The organism is Terribacillus jepli (assembly GCF_047228925.1).
Taxonomy (GTDB): Bacteria; Bacillota; Bacilli; order Bacillales; family Amphibacillaceae; genus Terribacillus.
Genome location: NZ_JBFEGH010000002.1, coordinates 200,435 through 216,413, shown reverse-complemented (window position 1 = coordinate 216,413; position 15,979 = coordinate 200,435). Strand labels below are relative to the sequence as shown.

The 15,979-nt window shown below is 42.8% G+C and carries 17 protein-coding genes and 1 tRNA gene; 15 read left to right on the top strand and 3 right to left on the bottom strand.

Going from position 1 to position 15,979, the window contains the following annotated elements; all coding sequences use genetic code 11:
* The first annotated feature begins 83 nt into the window (after positions 1-83).
* The 9 genes from AB1K91_RS03465 to AB1K91_RS03425 all read left to right on the top strand — a co-directional run bounded on the left by AB1K91_RS03465 (position 84) and on the right by AB1K91_RS03425 (position 7,901).
* Positions 84-1,091 (top strand): tetratricopeptide repeat protein, encoded by a 1,008-nt coding sequence (locus tag AB1K91_RS03465; RefSeq protein WP_413088143.1) that lies wholly within the window; start codon positions 84-86, stop codon positions 1,089-1,091.
* A 93-nt stretch (positions 1,092-1,184) separates the two neighbouring features.
* The gene (gene trxB / locus AB1K91_RS03460) at positions 1,185-2,138 is read left to right on the top strand and encodes a thioredoxin-disulfide reductase (protein WP_413088141.1); all 954 of its coding nucleotides are present in this window, start codon (positions 1,185-1,187) and stop codon (positions 2,136-2,138) included.
* A gap of 288 nt (positions 2,139-2,426) precedes the next feature.
* Complete coding sequence (locus AB1K91_RS03455) at positions 2,427-2,894, top strand: 8-oxo-dGTP diphosphatase (protein ID WP_413088140.1); 468 nt, start codon at positions 2,427-2,429, stop codon at positions 2,892-2,894.
* Between the two features lie 14 nt (positions 2,895-2,908).
* A complete protein-coding gene (gene rapZ / locus AB1K91_RS03450; RefSeq protein WP_413088139.1) occupies positions 2,909-3,790 on the top strand; it encodes an RNase adapter RapZ in 882 nt (293 codons plus the stop codon).
* Positions 3,790-4,734: a gluconeogenesis factor YvcK family protein gene (locus tag AB1K91_RS03445; protein WP_413088138.1), complete on the top strand. Its 945-nt coding sequence runs from the start codon at positions 3,790-3,792 to the stop codon at positions 4,732-4,734. Before rapZ ends, AB1K91_RS03445 begins: the two co-directional genes overlap by 1 nt.
* A 32-nt stretch (positions 4,735-4,766) precedes the next feature.
* Positions 4,767-5,717 (top strand): DNA-binding protein WhiA, encoded by a 951-nt coding sequence (whiA, locus tag AB1K91_RS03440; protein WP_413088137.1) that lies wholly within the window; start codon positions 4,767-4,769, stop codon positions 5,715-5,717.
* 109 nt (positions 5,718-5,826) lie between these two features.
* The gene (locus AB1K91_RS03435) at positions 5,827-6,093 is read left to right on the top strand and encodes an HPr family phosphocarrier protein (RefSeq protein WP_413088135.1); all 267 of its coding nucleotides are present in this window, start codon (positions 5,827-5,829) and stop codon (positions 6,091-6,093) included.
* Between the two features lie 126 nt (positions 6,094-6,219).
* On the top strand, positions 6,220-7,227 hold the full coding sequence (gene sppA, locus AB1K91_RS03430; RefSeq protein ID WP_413088133.1) for a signal peptide peptidase SppA: 1,008 nt from the start codon (positions 6,220-6,222) through the stop codon (positions 7,225-7,227).
* An 11-nt stretch (positions 7,228-7,238) separates the two neighbouring features.
* Entirely contained in the window at positions 7,239-7,901 is a 663-nt protein-coding gene (locus AB1K91_RS03425) for an RDD family protein (protein WP_413088131.1), read from the top strand.
* Positions 7,902-7,943: 42 nt separating this feature from the next.
* On the opposite strand, the gene clpP is transcribed toward AB1K91_RS03425, so the two are convergent.
* Positions 7,944-8,531, bottom strand: coding sequence for an ATP-dependent Clp endopeptidase proteolytic subunit ClpP (gene clpP / locus AB1K91_RS03420; RefSeq protein WP_413088130.1), 588 nt, complete (start codon positions 8,529-8,531; stop codon positions 7,944-7,946).
* 301 nt (positions 8,532-8,832) lie between these two features.
* Here clpP and AB1K91_RS03415 point away from each other — a divergent pair, with 301 nt between their 5' ends.
* A complete protein-coding gene (locus AB1K91_RS03415) occupies positions 8,833-9,639 on the top strand; it encodes a manganese catalase (RefSeq protein ID WP_413088129.1) in 807 nt (268 codons plus the stop codon).
* A 160-nt stretch (positions 9,640-9,799) separates the two neighbouring features.
* Positions 9,800-9,875 (top strand) — tRNA-Arg (locus tag AB1K91_RS03410).
* Positions 9,876-10,041: 166 nt separating this feature from the next.
* Here AB1K91_RS03410 and pdxR read toward each other — a convergent pair.
* Positions 10,042-11,436, bottom strand: coding sequence for a MocR-like pyridoxine biosynthesis transcription factor PdxR (gene pdxR / locus AB1K91_RS03405; protein WP_413088127.1), 1,395 nt, complete (start codon positions 11,434-11,436; stop codon positions 10,042-10,044).
* Positions 11,437-11,552: 116 nt separating this feature from the next.
* On the opposite strand from pdxR, the gene AB1K91_RS03400 reads away from it, so the two are divergent.
* On the top strand, positions 11,553-12,446 hold the full coding sequence (locus tag AB1K91_RS03400; RefSeq protein WP_413088125.1) for a DMT family transporter: 894 nt from the start codon (positions 11,553-11,555) through the stop codon (positions 12,444-12,446).
* A gap of 358 nt (positions 12,447-12,804) precedes the next feature.
* On the opposite strand, the gene AB1K91_RS03395 is transcribed toward AB1K91_RS03400, so the two are convergent.
* On the bottom strand, positions 12,805-13,620 hold the full coding sequence (locus AB1K91_RS03395; protein ID WP_413088124.1) for an SMI1/KNR4 family protein: 816 nt from the start codon (positions 13,618-13,620) through the stop codon (positions 12,805-12,807).
* A gap of 153 nt (positions 13,621-13,773) precedes the next feature.
* Between AB1K91_RS03395 and AB1K91_RS03390 the strand changes: the two genes are divergently transcribed.
* From AB1K91_RS03390 to AB1K91_RS03380, 3 genes are all read left to right on the top strand, one after another.
* Positions 13,774-13,971, top strand: a complete 198-nt coding sequence (locus tag AB1K91_RS03390) for a sporulation protein Cse60 (RefSeq protein ID WP_413088123.1) — start codon at positions 13,774-13,776, stop codon at positions 13,969-13,971.
* 385 nt (positions 13,972-14,356) lie between these two features.
* Positions 14,357-15,178 (top strand): glycerophosphodiester phosphodiesterase family protein, encoded by an 822-nt coding sequence (locus AB1K91_RS03385; protein WP_413088122.1) that lies wholly within the window; start codon positions 14,357-14,359, stop codon positions 15,176-15,178.
* Positions 15,179-15,589: 411 nt separating this feature from the next.
* A complete protein-coding gene (locus AB1K91_RS03380) occupies positions 15,590-15,970 on the top strand; it encodes a hypothetical protein (protein ID WP_413088121.1) in 381 nt (126 codons plus the stop codon).
* Positions 15,971-15,979: the final 9 nt, after the last annotated feature.

The following is a 15,979-nucleotide window of genomic DNA, read 5'->3' as shown; positions in this document are numbered from 1 at the left end:
ACAGTCTTTTTTTCTAAGGTGTAGGACCGGATGTGGAAATATGATATACTTCATGGGATATCTAATGCAGTAGGAGGAAACACATGCAAACGCTGGAACCAGCAGAGCAGCAGGCACAACCGACTAACATCATCCCCTTCATACCGGAAGGAGATTTCTATTATACAAAGGGCATCGAGGCCTATCGGAACGGTAAGCTGGATAAAGCTATGAAATGGCTTGAAAAAGCGATTGAAAAAGAACCGACGGAAGTGATCTATCACTGCCAGAAGTCGGTTATTTTTACGGAAATGGGTTCGTTTCATAAAGCGATTTATATTCTTGATGATATTATCAAAGAGCACGGTGACAGCTATGCCGAATGCTTCTATATGCTTGCTTATAATTATTCCAAACTTGGTTATATGCATGAGGCAGAGAAGTTTGCCAACTTGTATCTGGAGATGGATCCGGATGGGGATTTCCATCAGCAGGCGGAGGAACTATTGACATATGTCGAAGCTGAGGAAGAGGACGATGAGCTCTGGACAACAGAGGAAGAAGATGAGCTCATCATGTTCCAAGAGTCGGCTTTTTACTATTTGGAACGGGAAGAATGGCAATTCGCCTTACCTATCCTGGAAGAAATGATGAGCATGTTTCCTGAACATATGCTGGCAAAGCATGAGTATGCCAGGGCGCTTTTCTACACTGGAAACCAGAAAGAAGCAATACGTATGGAAGAGGAGCATTTGGAGAGTGAGCATGTCTCTGTTTATACACATGTGAATCTGGCCGTGTTTTATCATGATATGCGTTATTATGAGCAACGAGACGAGCATCTGCGCCTGCTTCGCAATATTTTCCCGATCCATGAGGAGCAGCATTTGCGCATCGCGTGCGCTTTTTCCATGACTGGCTATTACGAAGATGCGGTTGATCGCTTCCTCCATCTGGATAAAAGGCGAGTGAAAGGACATGCTTCTTATTATAAGTGGTTCAGTTTGGCGGCGAAGAAGGCCGGTAACGGAGAATATGCTGAAAAGCTGTGGCAGGAAGGCAGCCGCAGATTCAACCATCTGAATAAAGACGACTTTTACTGGCTTTCCTGAAGCGATAGGCAGAAAGATGGACGTTACAGAAAGAATCTTATATGCTAATGAGTAGAGATAATGACTGATATATAGATGAAAGGGGTTCTTTGTATGACGGAAGAGAGAATTTATGACGTAATCATTGCAGGTGCGGGGCCGGCTGGCATGACAGCAGCGGTTTACGCTTCCCGTGCAAATCTTGATACACTTATGATCGAAAGAGGTATCCCGGGCGGTCAGATGGCGAATACGGAAGACGTGGAGAACTATCCTGGTTATGATTCCATCCTGGGACCTGATCTTTCCAATAAAATGTTTGAGCATGCGAAAAAATTCGGTGCAGAATATGCTTACGGCGACATCAAAGAAGTAAAAGACGGCAAGGAATATAAAACAATCATCGCCGGCAATAAAGAATATAAAACACGCTCCCTTATCATCACTACAGGTGCGAAGTGGAAAAAACTTGGCGTACCGGGCGAAGATGAATTGAGCGGACGCGGTGTTTCTTACTGTGCCGTTTGTGATGGTGCATTCTTCAAAAATCGTGAGTTGATCGTAGTCGGCGGAGGGGACTCCGCTGTCGAGGAAGGTGTTTACCTGACTCGTTTTGCATCGAAGGTTACAATCGTACACCGCCGTGACAAATTACGTGCACAGCCAATACTGCAGCAGCGTGCCATCTCAAATGAAAAAGTCGATTTCATTTGGGACACAACTGTCGAGGAAATCAATGGCGAAAATAATAAAGTATCCAGTGTGACACTGTTAAACCAGCGCACTGGTGAAAAATATGAAAAATCAGCGGATGGGGTGTTCATTTACATCGGCATGGTGCCGCTCAGCGAGCCTTTCCAATCCCTTGGCATCACAAATGATCTTGGCTATATCCACACGAATGACCGGATGGAAACAAATGTGCCTGGTATTTTTGCTGCCGGGGACATCCGTGACAAAGAACTTCGACAAATCGTGACAGCAACAGGGGATGGCAGTATCGCAGCCCAAGCAGCGCAAGCGTATGTAGAAAGTTTGAAAGAAGAGTTGGACGCAATCGGTAAATAAGCGGCCAGGCTTCTCCTTGTAAATGATTCTTAATGCTGCTGTAACATGGGCGACATAATCATTTGCTATACTGGATTTAACTAATTGACCCCCTTTTAATAGATAAATTAGTTATTGGCATAGGTGCCTCGGCACCTATGCATTTTTTTGTTTTTGGGGGATTACGGCGATTATTGGCAAAGATTAAGGAAACATATTACTGTTTGAAGCGAAACAGAAATAGTATAATATAGAGTGATGTGTAAAACGAATCGACATGTCCACTTACACAGAGAAAGAGGTGGAAGCATGCAACGTGTTGCAAACTGCATCTTGGCAGTTGATGATAAAGTTCTCTTGTTGAAGAAACCAAGTAAAGGCTGGTACTCGGCGCCCGGAGGAAAAATGGAGCTGGGAGAGTCCGTCAAGGAAACCGCTGTCCGGGAGTTCTGGGAGGAAACAGGACTGACTGTACATGAACCAGAGCTTCGCGGTACATTTACTTTTGTTATAAAGAAAGATGAGAAAGTTGTACATGAATGGATGATGTTCACCTTCTTCGCGGAAGAATATACTGGTGAATTGCTTGAAGAAAGCCAGGAAGGCAAGCTGGAATGGATAGATATCAAGGACATCAAGGATTTGCCGATGGCAGAGGGAGATCGGGATATATTCGCGCATATGTTCAGCACCGATGAGCCATTATTCGGCACATTCGTCTACACAGAGGATCGACAGCTGCTGCAGTCGAAGCTGGATCCGAAGACACCAGAATAAAACGGGGGATACGTATGGAGAAACAGTTGAATGAAACAAAGCTCGTCATCATCACCGGTATGTCCGGGGCAGGCAAGACGGTTGCTGTCCAAAGTTTCGAGGATTTGGGTTACTACTGTGTGGATAATCTCCCTCCGGCACTTCTGCCGACCTTCCTTGATTTGATGCGGGATGCAGCCAATGATATCAAAAAAGTTGCGCTTGTCATGGATTTGCGTGGAAGGGAATTCTTTGATTCCTTGTTCGAAGCGCTGGACAAGCTCACCCTGGAGGATTGGCTGGAGCCGCAAGTGCTTTTCCTCGATGCGAAAAATGAAGTGCTTGTCACCAGATATAAAGAAACACGCAGAACGCACCCGCTTGCACCGGAAGGACTTCCGCTCGAAGGTATACAGCAGGAACGAGCATTGCTTGATCAGATGCGGGGAAGAGCCCAGTTCATCGTCGATACATCGACGCTGAAACCGAAGCAGCTCCGTGAGAAAATCATGAAGCGCTTCAAGGATGCTGATTATGAGGAATTCACGGTTCAAATGATGAGCTTTGGTTTTAAATACGGTCTACCGATTGATGCAGACCTTGTCTTTGATGTTCGCTTCCTCCCGAACCCCTTCTATGTGGAGAACCTCAGACCGCAGACGGGCTTGGATGAGCCGGTGTCATCTTATGTGTTCAAATGGTCCGATACGCATACATTCCTGCAGAAGCTGGAGGATATGCTGACTTTCATGCTGCCCCAGTATCGGAAGGAAGGGAAAAGCCAGCTTGTCATCGCCATCGGCTGTACAGGCGGACAGCATCGCTCAGTAGCTATTGCAGAGTATTTGGCGAAACGGTACAGCGATAACTATGCGACGCATGTCACGCACCGTGATGTGGAAAGGAAAAGCCACTGATGATAAGGAAAAAGATTGTTGCAATTGGGGGCGGGACAGGCATGCCTGTTTTGCTGCGAGGACTGAAGCAGCTTCCTGTCGATTTGTCGGCGATTGTCACAGTTGCTGATGATGGCGGCAGCTCAGGGAAATTGCGTACAGAGCTTGCGATGCCGGCACCAGGGGATATTCGGAATGTCATCGCGGCATTGGCTGATGCCGAGCCGATGCTGATTGATTTGTTCCAGCATCGGTTCAAGAATGGCAATGGGTTATCCGGACATTCAATGGGGAATCTGCTGCTGGCAGCAATGACTTCCATCGCTGGTGATTTTTATAATGGCATCAAGGAAATTTCACGGGTTCTGAAAGTGAAAGGCAATATTTATCCGATCGCCAATCAGAACGTCGTGCTGCATGCGGAGATGATGGACGGTGAGATCGTGACCGGGGAATCGAACATCCCGCTTGCAAATAAACAAATTAAACGAGTATTTGTCAGTCCGCTTCCCGTCAAGCCGTTGCCGGAAGCAATCGAGGCTATCAAGCAGGCTGATTTGATCGTTATCAGTCCAGGAAGTCTTTATACGAGTGTCATGCCGAATCTGATCGTACCGGAGATCGAGCATGCCTTACGGGAAGCACGTGGCAAAGTTGTCTATGTGTGCAATGTCATGACACAATATGGAGAAACGACGGGTTATACAGCGGGTGATCATATCCAAGCCATACATGATCACATTGGAGCTGATATTGTCTCGGCAATTGTCGTGAATAACAGTGCGATTGAGCAAGACATCCGTGAAGATTACGCAGAGGAGAACGCAGAACCGGTCGTATATGATATCAGCCGCTTGAAGTCATTGGGGATTGAAGTGATCGAAGCAGATATCATTGACCATGACCAGCGGAAGCTCCGTCACGATACGCACAAAATCGCCAATCTGCTTTATGCGATGCTGTAAGCGAATGGCGCAGGAAAAGGGGGGAGAACTTCGTGAGCTTTGCATCAGAAATAAAGAAGGAATTGACGACCATTCCGATAGAAATGACGGACGTGAAAAGTGAGCTGGCAGCCCTGATCAGGATGAATGGTTCTGTCTCTTATTCAAGACAGGAATACATGCTGGATGTCCAGACGGAAAATGCGGCGATCGCAAGACGTATATACACGCTGCTGAAGGCTATTTACCACCATCCAATCGAACTGCTTGTCCGGAAAAAGATGAAATTAAAGAAGAACAATGTCTACATTGTACGTTTAAACAAAGAAGTGGATGATTTGCTGCGCAGTTTGGAAATCCTTAAGGATCACTTCACATTCGTCCGTACAATCAGCACTTCGTTTACCGATACTGCTGAAAAACGCAGAGCCTACTTGCGCGGTGCTTTTCTTGCTGGCGGCTCGGTGAATAATCCGGAGACATCTTCTTACCATCTGGAAATATTCAATACACATAAGGAACATAGTGATGCACTTTGCGAGCTGATGAATACATTCGACCTGCATGCTCGCAGTACAGAGCGACGCAAGGGCTTCATTACTTATCTGAAAGAAGCCGAGAAGATTACGGAGTTCCTCAATATTGCAGGCGCTCACAGCGCATTGTTCAAATTTGAGGATGTCCGGATCGTCCGTGATATGCGCAACTCCGTCAATCGGCTTGTCAACTGTGAAACAGCCAACCTGAACAAGACGATCGGTGCTGCTTTCCGCCAAGTGGAGAATATCAACTTCATTAAGAACACAGTCGGAATCGAGGCGCTGCCTGAGAAACTGCAGGAAATAGCTGAACTCCGTGTCCAGCATCAGGATGTGTCATTGAAGGAACTTGGGGAATTGGTTTCCACCGGTAAAATCAGTAAATCCGGCATCAACCACCGCCTCCGCAAAATAGATGAGTTCGCTGAAAGACTTCGAAATGGGACATCTATCAAAAAAGCATAAGCAGGTATGAAGCATATATAGCATGTGGTATACTAAGAAGACACTCATATGGGTGTTTTCTTTTTCAAAGGTTTGATAGCGCTTACTTGGAAAATGGGAGGAATCACATGTGATCCAAAAAACGTTGCGTGTCACCCTGGATACTGGCTTGCAAGCCAGACCAGCGGCAAGCTTTGTCCAGCAAGCCAATCGTTATAGTGCCTCTGTTTATGTGGAAAAAGGGAACAAATCGGTCAACGCAAAAAGCATCATGGGTTTGATGAGTCTGGCCATCGCCCAGGAAGAATTGATCACTTTGAAAATCGACGGTCCGGATGAAGAAGAAGCCATGGAGGAACTGGCTGCTTTCATTACCGCTCCTTCACAAGCCAGTTGATTCATCTCCTAAAAAAGTCCTGAATAATTTCAGGACTTTTTTTTTGCTAATTTGTGGTAAGGGAAGCTTACCTAGTGTAGGCTATGTATTGTAAGATTTTTATGGAGAAAGAAAGGAGATCACATTTTGAACGCAAAACGTTGGATCGCAATCGGAATCGCTGCTTTCCTGCTGGCCGTGTCGCTCGGTTTCCAGACCTTGATTACAGTCATCAATAGCAACTTTACAGAAGCAATTGATTCGGCAACTGGGGGATCTTACTTGGGAGAGGAGATCATCGAGGATGGGGATATGATGAATCGGATAGCGGTGCTGAAAGTGGAAGGTACGATACAGGATACAGGAGAAGAAGCTTCACTATTGGGAAGCGATACATATAATCATACAGCCTTTTTGGATCAACTGGAGCAGGCCGGCATGGATGATACAGTCGGCGGGATCATCATTGAAGTGAACAGTCCTGGAGGCGGCGTAGTCGAGAGTGCAGAAATTCATGATAAAGTCGTAGAAATCCAGGAGGAATATGGAAAACCTGTTTATGTATCGATGGGTAACATGGCAGCCTCCGGCGGGTATTATCTATCAGCCAGTGCCAACAAGATCGTTGCTCATCCTGCTACAATCACTGGCTCGATCGGTGTCATCATGTCCACATTGAATTATGCAGAGCTTGCCGATAAAATCGGTATCAAAGAAGAAGTCATCAAAAGTGCCGAACACAAGGATATCATGTCCGGGGCACGTGAAATGACAGATGAAGAACGGGATATCCTGCAGTCCATCATCGATGATATGTACGCTGACTTTGTCCAAGTCATCGTAGACGGACGAGGTATGCCGGAAGATAAAGTGCGCGAGCTTGGAGATGGACGTATTTATTCCGGAAAACAAGCGCTTGAAAATGGCTTGGTTGACGATTTAGGTGATTTGGAAGACACGATTGCCATGATGAAGAAAGATCAAGGACTTGAGGGTGCAGAAGTATTTGAATATACGGGAAGCGGCTTCGGTATGGGGTCCTTCTGGGCAACAGCTGCGAAAGATTTGTTTGTATCTGATTCCGACCTGCTCGGTATCAAGGAATTGATGGGCAAATCTAATTCACCGGAAGCTATGTATCTCTATACGGAATAGGAGGCGTTAGCATGGATAAAGAAAAACGTGAGCATCCAGAAGAACTGACGTCACCTGATCAGGATATTTCCACGACAGAGATAATGGGAGCTGCGGGGACTGAAGGACATGAAGGAACAACTGGATCTGCGGAGACTGACGAATATGCCGTGCCAAGGAAAGTTGCACAAGTCCAGGATAATACCTATCAAGGGAGTGGCGATTTTGATCGGGAAGTGGCGGAACAGCCTGCAGGTGCATCCTCCAAGACAGCAGCTGAAAAGCGTTATGCTGGATTTTGGATGCGTTTCTGGGCTTATCTTGTCGATCTCCTCGTCGTATTCAGCTTGACAGGTTTGCTCGTCCAGCCTTTTACGATGATAGACGCTTTTTATGAAGCGACACTTTGGAAGTGGAGCGTCAGCGCTTTACTTGGCGGATTGATTTTCTTTGCTTATTTCCTGTTCATGACAAAATGGCGCGGACAGACTTTAGGCAAGATGATCTTCGGTTTACGCGTCATCCGGGAGGACGGAGGACGTCTGTCCTGGTCGGATACGCTGGTTCGGGAAGTGGTAGGCCGTTTCATACACCGCTTATTGTTTTTGTATATCCTTTATGCTGTTGTAGCATTTACACCAAGGAAACAAGGGGTACACGATCTTTTTGCGGATACACTTGTCATCCATGAATAAGGAAAAGCCATCCGGCACTTTGCCGGATGGCTTTTTTCTGTCTTATGAAGGTTTTTTCTCCATTACTTTATCGATCAAGCCGTAGTTCACTGCTTGTTCTGCTGTAAGGAAGTTATCACGGTCTGTATCGCGCTCGATTACCTCAAGTGGTTGACCGCTGCGCTCTGCCATGATTTCGTTTAGCTTTTTGCGCATTTCGATGATGCGGCGAGCATGGATTTCAATATCACTTGCCTGGCCTTGTGTACCACCTAGAGGCTGGTGAATCATCACTTCACTGTTTGGAAGTGCGAAACGTTTGCCTTTTTCACCAGCAGTCAATAGGAATGCACCCATGGACGCTGCCATACCGATGCAGATGGTCGATACTGGCGGCTGAATGAATTGCATTGTATCGTAGATTGCCATACCTGCAGTGATGGATCCGCCTGGTGAGTTGATGTATAGGGAAATTTCTTTTTCCGGATCTTCCGCTGCCAAGAATAACAGCTGAGAAACGATGCTGTTGGCAACATTATCATCGATCGCGCTGCCAAGCATGATGATCCGGTCTTTCAACAGACGGGAGTAAATATCGTAAGCGCGTTCTCCTCTGTTTGTCTGTTCGATAACTGTAGGGATTAGATTCATAGTAGATCCTCCTTTGGATATGAGCTCATTATGCTAAGTAATGACTAACCTTATCTTACCTAAAAGGTCAATAAAGGTCAAACAAAATACTAACTTTCTATCGCCTATTCCATATTTCCCTAGTTGAAAGGCAAATAAACGCTAGAAATACAGTATCCCGTTAACTTTGACTTTCAATAGATAATCTCCTGCAAACAAGTGCACTTTTCATTTTAATTGCAGCTTCAGGAAATGGTTTAGAAATTTTACCAGGGTGGAATGTAATCAGCGGAAAGCAAAAAAAGCTCTAGGAGGTAACAACATGTTCAACCATACGAAAGTACTACAATATCCAGCAAGACCAGACAAGCCAGACGCGCTGTTCGCAAAGAAAATGCAGGAAATCTTGGGTGGACAATTCGGTGAAATCACAGTGGCCCTTCAATACTTATTCCAAGGCTGGAGCGCCCGCGGTGAAGAAAAATATAAAGACTTGATCATGGATACAGCTACCGAGGAGATCGGTCACGTTGAAATGATCGCAACGATGATTGCCCGTCTGCTTGATGGAGCACCTGTCAAAGAACAGGAAGAAGCAGCGAAGGATCCTGTCATCGGAGCTATCCTCGGCGGTATGAACCCACAGCATGCGATTGTTGCTGGTCTGGGACCACGCCCGACAGACAGTAACGGTGTTCCTTGGAACGCTGGCTACATCATCGCAAGCGGTAACCTCCTAGCTGATATTCGCGCCAACATCAATGCCGAATCACAAGGTCGTCTGCAAGTTGCGCGTCTATATGAAATGACAGAAGACCAAGGTGTACGCGATATGCTGTCCTTCCTATTGGCACGTGATTCCATGCACCAAAACCAATGGATCGCTGCTGCACGTGAATTGGAAGAGAAGAATGGCGTCATCGTGCCAGGCTCCTTCCCGAAAGAGCTTGAAGCAGATAACTTCTCCCATAGCCTGATCAACTTCTCTGAAGGAGAAGACTCTAAAGAAGGCAGCTGGGCAAATGGAACTGCCCCAGACGGAGGTCAGTTCAACTATGAACAAACACCAACAGCTCACGGTGAAAAACAAGAGCTGCAGCCAGCACCTCAATATATGTATCCGAAATAAAAAGCAACTGATTACCTCAGCAGGAACTGCCAGTGGGCAGTTCCTTTTTTAGATAAAGAAGAAAGAAGTCTTCCTGCAGTAGTATGACGGACTATCAATAAAGTACTTGCACAAAATAATAAACTCCCGTATAATAATCGTTGTCACATTAATTACATATGCGCTCGTAGCTCAGTCGGATAGAGCGGTGGTTTCCGGTACCACGTCTGCCGGGGGTTCGAATCCCTCCGAGCGCGCTTATACATAGAAAAACAGCAAGGGTTTGGCGTTATGCCGTTCTTGCTGTTTTTGGTTTTTCGATAAATACTAGCAATCTCCTAATCTTCGATGTTCCATCGTTTTATTTTACTATCTTTTAAAAAGAGACCCACCATATTTCAGTGAATATGTAGAGTTGATATATTACACTTTACCTTCAAGTATCTCCCTTAATAAAGTGACACCTCTTTTTATCTCAATTTCATTGCAATTCCCATACCCAAAAATAAGCTGATTAGCATATCTTCCTTTATTTATTGCATGCTTCTCAACTCCTTGGATTAAGATGCCATTTTCTTTTATTAATCTTAACAGTTTGTCATTAAACTCAACACCAGGAAAAGCCGCTGTAAAATGCAATCCAGATGAAGATCCAATTATTCTTACTTTAGGAAAGTTCTTTTGTAAATTACTTAAAAGTAACTCACGATTTCCCTTATACAGCTTCCTCATTTTATTCACATGCTTTTCCAGATGTCCCTTCGCGATAAATTGAGCGAGGATCACTTGATTCAGAATAGGTGAATGATAATCAAGATACCGTTTGACCTGAAGGGCATTATTTATCAAATGCTTTGGCATGATAACGTACCCGATACGAAGTGCTGGAGATAAAATCTTACTAAACGTTCCAATATAGACAACTCTTTGGGGAGCTAAACTATAAAGAGCACTAACAGGCATTCCGTTATAGCGAAATTCACTGTCATAATCATCCTCCACTATCATGCTATCTGTTTCTTCTGAAAATCGAATCAGTTCTATCCTCCTGTGTGCTGACAATATTGCACCAAGTGGAAAATGATGTGAAGGGGTAACAGAGACGATAGTCTGCCGATTATTTCTTGGAAGCGAGTTTGTTGTCAAGCCATCCTTATCAACTGCGATTGGATGTATAATGCCTCCAGTACAGCTTAAAATTTCTGGTATCTCTTTAGTAATTGGATCCTCTACATATACCATTTTTCCAGGCTCTATTATAGCATTTGCAACCAACTGAAATGCTTGAGTCGCTCCAGAAGTGATGACTATGTTCGCAGGGGCGCATTCTATACCTCGAGTCCTGTAAAGATATGCCGCAACCACCTTACGAAGTTCCTCGCTACCTTGTGGTTCCTGATACCCAAATAAATCGTCTGCACATGATTCATATACTTCCTTCGCTACTTTAGACCATGCCACCCTTGGAAAAGAGGAAAGAGCAGGAAACCCAGAACGAAAATCGATATACTCTTTTTTATTCTCATCCTCACGAGCACTAATTATGGGTGGCTTCTCTAAGCGGAAATTATCCATAAGAATTCCTTCAACCACATAGGTCCCAGCTCCTGCCTTCGTTTTGAGATATCCCTCTGCAGTCATTTGCTCATATACTTCAACTACTGTATTACGGGAAATACCAAGCTGTTCAGCCATTGATCTAGTTGAGGGGAGCCGCTGCCCGCCAACAATCATGCCTTTTAATATTTTCTCTTTCAATTGCAAATGAAGCTGCCAAGATAAGGGAAGTGAATGATCTCTTTCTATCTCAATCCACACAACGCATCTCCTCCTTAAAAATTGGTTTTCAATTTCGTCCTTAATTGGCTCTACTTAAGACCAATATTACAATGTATATTCTACAGGAAACCAGAACCATAATTGGAGGTATTTCTATGTCAAAGGAAAGAATTGCTTTCTTAAAAGTATCAGCTGCAATGATTATTGTCGGCAGTGCTGTTGTAAGTGGAAAATTGATGGTAGAGAGCATACCTGTATTTCTTGCGGTTGAAATGCGTTTTTTCATTAGCACACTCATATTTCTACCTCTATTAATCTGGAAAGAAGGTATGCCTGTTTTTTCTCTTCGATTGGTACGAATTCTCTTTTTACAATCCTTGGCAGGTGTATTTCTATATAACATCTTTCTTTTATACGGTTTAAAATGGACCACAGCTTCAGAAGCTGGAATCATATCAAGTATTCTTCCAGCAATTATTGCCGTCTTAGGATATATAGTATTAAAAGAAAAGTTATCTCGATTAAAGAGTATTGCTATTCTCTTAAGTATCGGAGGGATACTGTGTTTACAGCTTACTGATTTTCAGGTGATACGTGAATTCAATCTTCTTAAAATTTTCGGGAATGTGCTTATTATTTGTTCAGTTATTGCCGAAGCAATATTTATCATTCTAGGAAAATATACTACGAGGAAAGTCAGTCCAGTTGCTATCAGCACATCGGTCTCTTTTTTTGGGACCATTCTTTTTTTTCCGTCAGCAATATTTCAAACTGTGACTTCTGGCTATCAATTTCATTCAGCTACAGATTTGGTACTAGTCGGCTATTCGGCTATCATAGTCACTGTTGCAGCTTTTCTGCTAATGTATTCAGGTGCCTCTGTACTGCCCGCATACCAGACTGGTATTTTAACCAGCTTAATGCCGTTAAGCACAATTACCTTAGCTTCACTAATTCTAGGAGAATCCTTAAATTCTTATCACTTTCTAGGGTTACTATGTGTCTGTTCTTCTATTATTCTTGCCTCGCGAGTCGAAAAAAACAAATAAGGGCTTGAGATGTGAAGTCTGCGTATCCTTTCTGTATAAGATTTAACATCTTATCTAATGTAGTGAGCCTAATTAGAAATAGAATCCACAAACTTCTTGAGCAGTAATATCCGCATATTATATGTGACAAAAATATATCTAATCATATCCACATAAGGAGAAATGGTTCTCTGGTATCACGTCTGCCGGGTTCGAATCCCTCCGATCGCGCTAATACATAGAAAAACAGCAAGAGTTTGGCGTTATGCTGCTCTTGCTGTTTTTTGATCCAAAAGCACTTTGCAAACATTTCGAAACCCTCGTGGTTTGGAATGAATTTAAACCCTCATTTTATTGAAAAGCTCGTCTAAGATTTTTTTTACATATTTTCTTTAATATCTTCCATATAGGATTGGACATCAGGGTCAATATCACGATTATAAACTTCTATTGCTTTTGCAATTAGTTTGGAATCAACATCTTCATAATTGTATTCGACAATGCTTAGTATTAATTCGGCAGCTGCTACACGGACTGCTGAATGTTTACTTCTGCTTAAATCGATAATTTTTTGAGTAACCCAATTTAGATTTTCAGAAGTACTATAGAAGGTAATGCCCTCAAGTAATTCCCCGAGATTGTCATCTGCAATATATTTGTCAAATAAGCCTCTATCTGACCATTTGTCTTCAGCTTCTTGTAGCGCAGCTTCTATCTCTTCATCGGTCGGATCTTTATATAGACTAGCTATAAATGATTCGTAGTTTTCAGCGACTTCATATGCTTTTAAATCACCTTCAGGCTCAAATATTTTGACGGAAAGATTTTCTTTTTGACTTGAATAATCAAAGTAAAAGAAGGCGTTATCTTCACTCATAGCAAATACAACTATATTTTCTGGGAGCCCCCATTCCTTGATAAGAATATCAGTATCCAGGATGCCATCATCAGCTCTATGTCCAAATATGACATTAACGTTACCGTGGTCGTAAGCCCATGTGGTAGGAGCATTAGTTGGTATAGAATCAAATACGGGTCTACCGCCATTTTTCTCTAGCAGGTGCTCTTTATATAACGAGGGAAGTTCGATGCCGTGTTCATCTTCGTATGTTTCTATATCTGAAGTTGTAATTTCTAAAACAGGATAATAATCTTCTGCTTCACTGCCTTGCCATAGTGCGGTGTTTTTAGCCATACCATCGCTCCCCAAAAGAAATATATGGCAATGATAACATTAAGGGAATAGTTCAGGTACAGAAAACAGGAGAGTTAATCACTCCCAAGCTCTGTCTATTTAATGGAGGAACATCCTTCTTGTCTGTCGAATAAAAGCAGAAAAGGAAGAATTATGATGATGGATGAAAAAGTAAAAGTTGTTGGAGCATCTTCAGCAAGTAGTTTAGAGAAGAAGGTAAATTCACTATTAGATGAAATACGTGAAAATAGTAGTACGCTAATCGACATCAAACTCAGCACAAGTTCTGTAGAGAATCCAAAGTCAAGCAGCCCAGATACTAGTTACAGTTCTTTGATTATTTATAAGTAGATATGAGGGCATCTCTCTAGGGGTGCTTTTTCTTTTGAAAGGGGGGATAGAGGAAATAATGGAGGGGGGACAGATGTGGCAGGATCCTAAGGAGCGAATACCAATGCTTGAGCAAAGAAGGTAGTATTGGGGTCTTATACTGGGTCATTCAAATTATTAATTGCATATTTCTGTTAAGCCTGTTGGGTCCAGCCAGGCAACTTCGGTTAACCCCACTTTGTTAAGGGCGATATTGACCGAAATCGGATCCAGCAGCGTTGAATCCTGAAATGAAGAACGGAGCTGACTTCAAGTATATTACGGATGAAGAATACAAAGTAGAAGGATAGACAAATCACCTATAAAACTTGTTAAAAATTTCATGTTATGGTAGTTTAGTAGCATTATGAAAAAAATGATGAGTTTTATACTAATTTGTAGCCTATTGTTTATAACCGCATGCTCATTTACAAGTGAGACTTATTCCAGTACAACCCCTGAATATAAACCTTTAGTTATAGCGCATCGAGGTGCATCTGAAATAGAACCAGAGCATACCTTCTCTTCCTATGATCGAGCGATCCAAGAAAAAGCTGATTATATTGAAATAGATTTAAGGGAGACAAAAGACGGGGAACTAATTGCAATGCATGATGAAGAAGTGGACCGCACCACTAATGGAAAAGGACGGGTAAGTGATTTGAATTTGGACTATATAAAGTCCTTGGATGCTGGGGAAGGCGAGAAGGTCCCAACGTTACAGGACATTGTTTCCCGCTATGAAAATGGTGTGAAATATTACATTGAAACGAGAAGCAATGAAAACGGTAAAATTATTATGGAAGACCAGTTAACTCAAATTTTAAAAGACTTCGAGATTCATGACGATAATGTAATTATTCAGTCTTTTGACGAGGCAAGTTTGGTCAAGATTCATGAGCTTAATCCGGAAATTAAACTTGTAAGACTGCTTCGAAAAAAAGAAATTCAAGAGCTGACAGCAGAACGATTGAATGCCATCAATGAATTTGCATTTGCTATCGGAACCTATGCTGGGAGCACGGATGAAAACCTTATAAAGATGGCGCACGATTGTGATTTAAAGGTTCATACGTACTATTACGATGATGAAAAGGAATTAGCCAAAAAGATGTTCGCTCTAAAAGTCGATGGGACCTTTACAAATAATCCAGAATACGCAATACAGGAATTGGATCCGTTAAACTAACGGATCTTTTTTTATGGAAAGTGGTGGAAAGGAGTTGTGGAGATGGATATTACCCAATATTAAATAATGTGATTGAAATGGCTAGGGTTCTGGCAGTGTGCCTGTCTAGGATAGAAAACGGAACCCTGAAAGTATTTTCGACTAATGATTATCATCAGGTTATTGAAATAATTTATTGGTTAAGAATGAAACATTTCAATTAGTACTACGTACCAAATCATAGTGTATCTCATTTTCTGGTAAATATAGTATTAAACTGCAACGGCGGAGTCTTTACTTGGAGTATGGATAATTGCCATGTAGATACCTTTACGGTGTGCATTGTTTATCCATCAATGTAGTGCTGCCCGTTGGCATTCGCCGTAGAAGTATTTCCAATATGGATACAAAAAATCTTAAAGGAGAATTCCCATGGTAAAAAGATTGTCTTTTGTGTTTGTTCTTTTTGTTTTAGCTATTATTGCTTTGTTATTAGCTGCTGCAAATCCAACAGGTCCGAATACGGTTTCATTCGACGAACCAATGATTATTTGGTTGAATGTTGGAATAATAGCATTGTTGTTTTTACCGCCTTTCATTTTATCGTTCTTCGGTCATCTGGCAGTAAAAATTGTTTCAGCTATTTATCAAGCCTTTATCGTCTTCGCATTTACAAGTCTTATTCTTGCAGGTTTATTGATTCCTAGTATCCCGGTAATTTTTGTCGGAGGTCTAGGTGCCATTCTTAGTATTTGTAGCATCTTGGTCACTATTTTAACTGGAGTGAAAAAGGGGAATGTGGTTACGGAGTGAAAAATGTAT

What these genes read in the sequence shown, in the direction of transcription:
- AB1K91_RS03465 (WP_413088143.1), top strand. Translation starts at nt 84, where the DNA reads ATGCAAACGCTGGAACCAGCAGAGCAGCAGGCACAACCGACTAACATC.
- trxB (WP_413088141.1), top strand. Translation starts at nt 1,185, where the DNA reads ATGACGGAAGAGAGAATTTATGACGTAATCATTGCAGGTGCGGGGCCG.
- AB1K91_RS03455 (WP_413088140.1), top strand. Translation starts at nt 2,427, where the DNA reads ATGCAACGTGTTGCAAACTGCATCTTGGCAGTTGATGATAAAGTTCTC.
- rapZ (WP_413088139.1), top strand. Translation starts at nt 2,909, where the DNA reads ATGGAGAAACAGTTGAATGAAACAAAGCTCGTCATCATCACCGGTATG.
- AB1K91_RS03445 (WP_413088138.1), top strand. Translation starts at nt 3,790, where the DNA reads ATGATAAGGAAAAAGATTGTTGCAATTGGGGGCGGGACAGGCATGCCT.
- AB1K91_RS03425 (WP_413088131.1), top strand. Translation starts at nt 7,239, where the DNA reads ATGGATAAAGAAAAACGTGAGCATCCAGAAGAACTGACGTCACCTGAT.
- clpP (WP_413088130.1), bottom strand. Translation starts at nt 8,531, where the DNA reads ATGAATCTAATCCCTACAGTTATCGAACAGACAAACAGAGGAGAACGC.
- AB1K91_RS03415 (WP_413088129.1), top strand. Translation starts at nt 8,833, where the DNA reads ATGTTCAACCATACGAAAGTACTACAATATCCAGCAAGACCAGACAAG.
- AB1K91_RS03400 (WP_413088125.1), top strand. Translation starts at nt 11,553, where the DNA reads ATGTCAAAGGAAAGAATTGCTTTCTTAAAAGTATCAGCTGCAATGATT.
- AB1K91_RS03395 (WP_413088124.1), bottom strand. Translation starts at nt 13,620, where the DNA reads ATGGCTAAAAACACCGCACTATGGCAAGGCAGTGAAGCAGAAGATTAT.
- AB1K91_RS03390 (WP_413088123.1), top strand. Translation starts at nt 13,774, where the DNA reads ATGATGATGGATGAAAAAGTAAAAGTTGTTGGAGCATCTTCAGCAAGT.
- AB1K91_RS03385 (WP_413088122.1), top strand. Translation starts at nt 14,357, where the DNA reads ATGAAAAAAATGATGAGTTTTATACTAATTTGTAGCCTATTGTTTATA.
- AB1K91_RS03380 (WP_413088121.1), top strand. Translation starts at nt 15,590, where the DNA reads ATGGTAAAAAGATTGTCTTTTGTGTTTGTTCTTTTTGTTTTAGCTATT.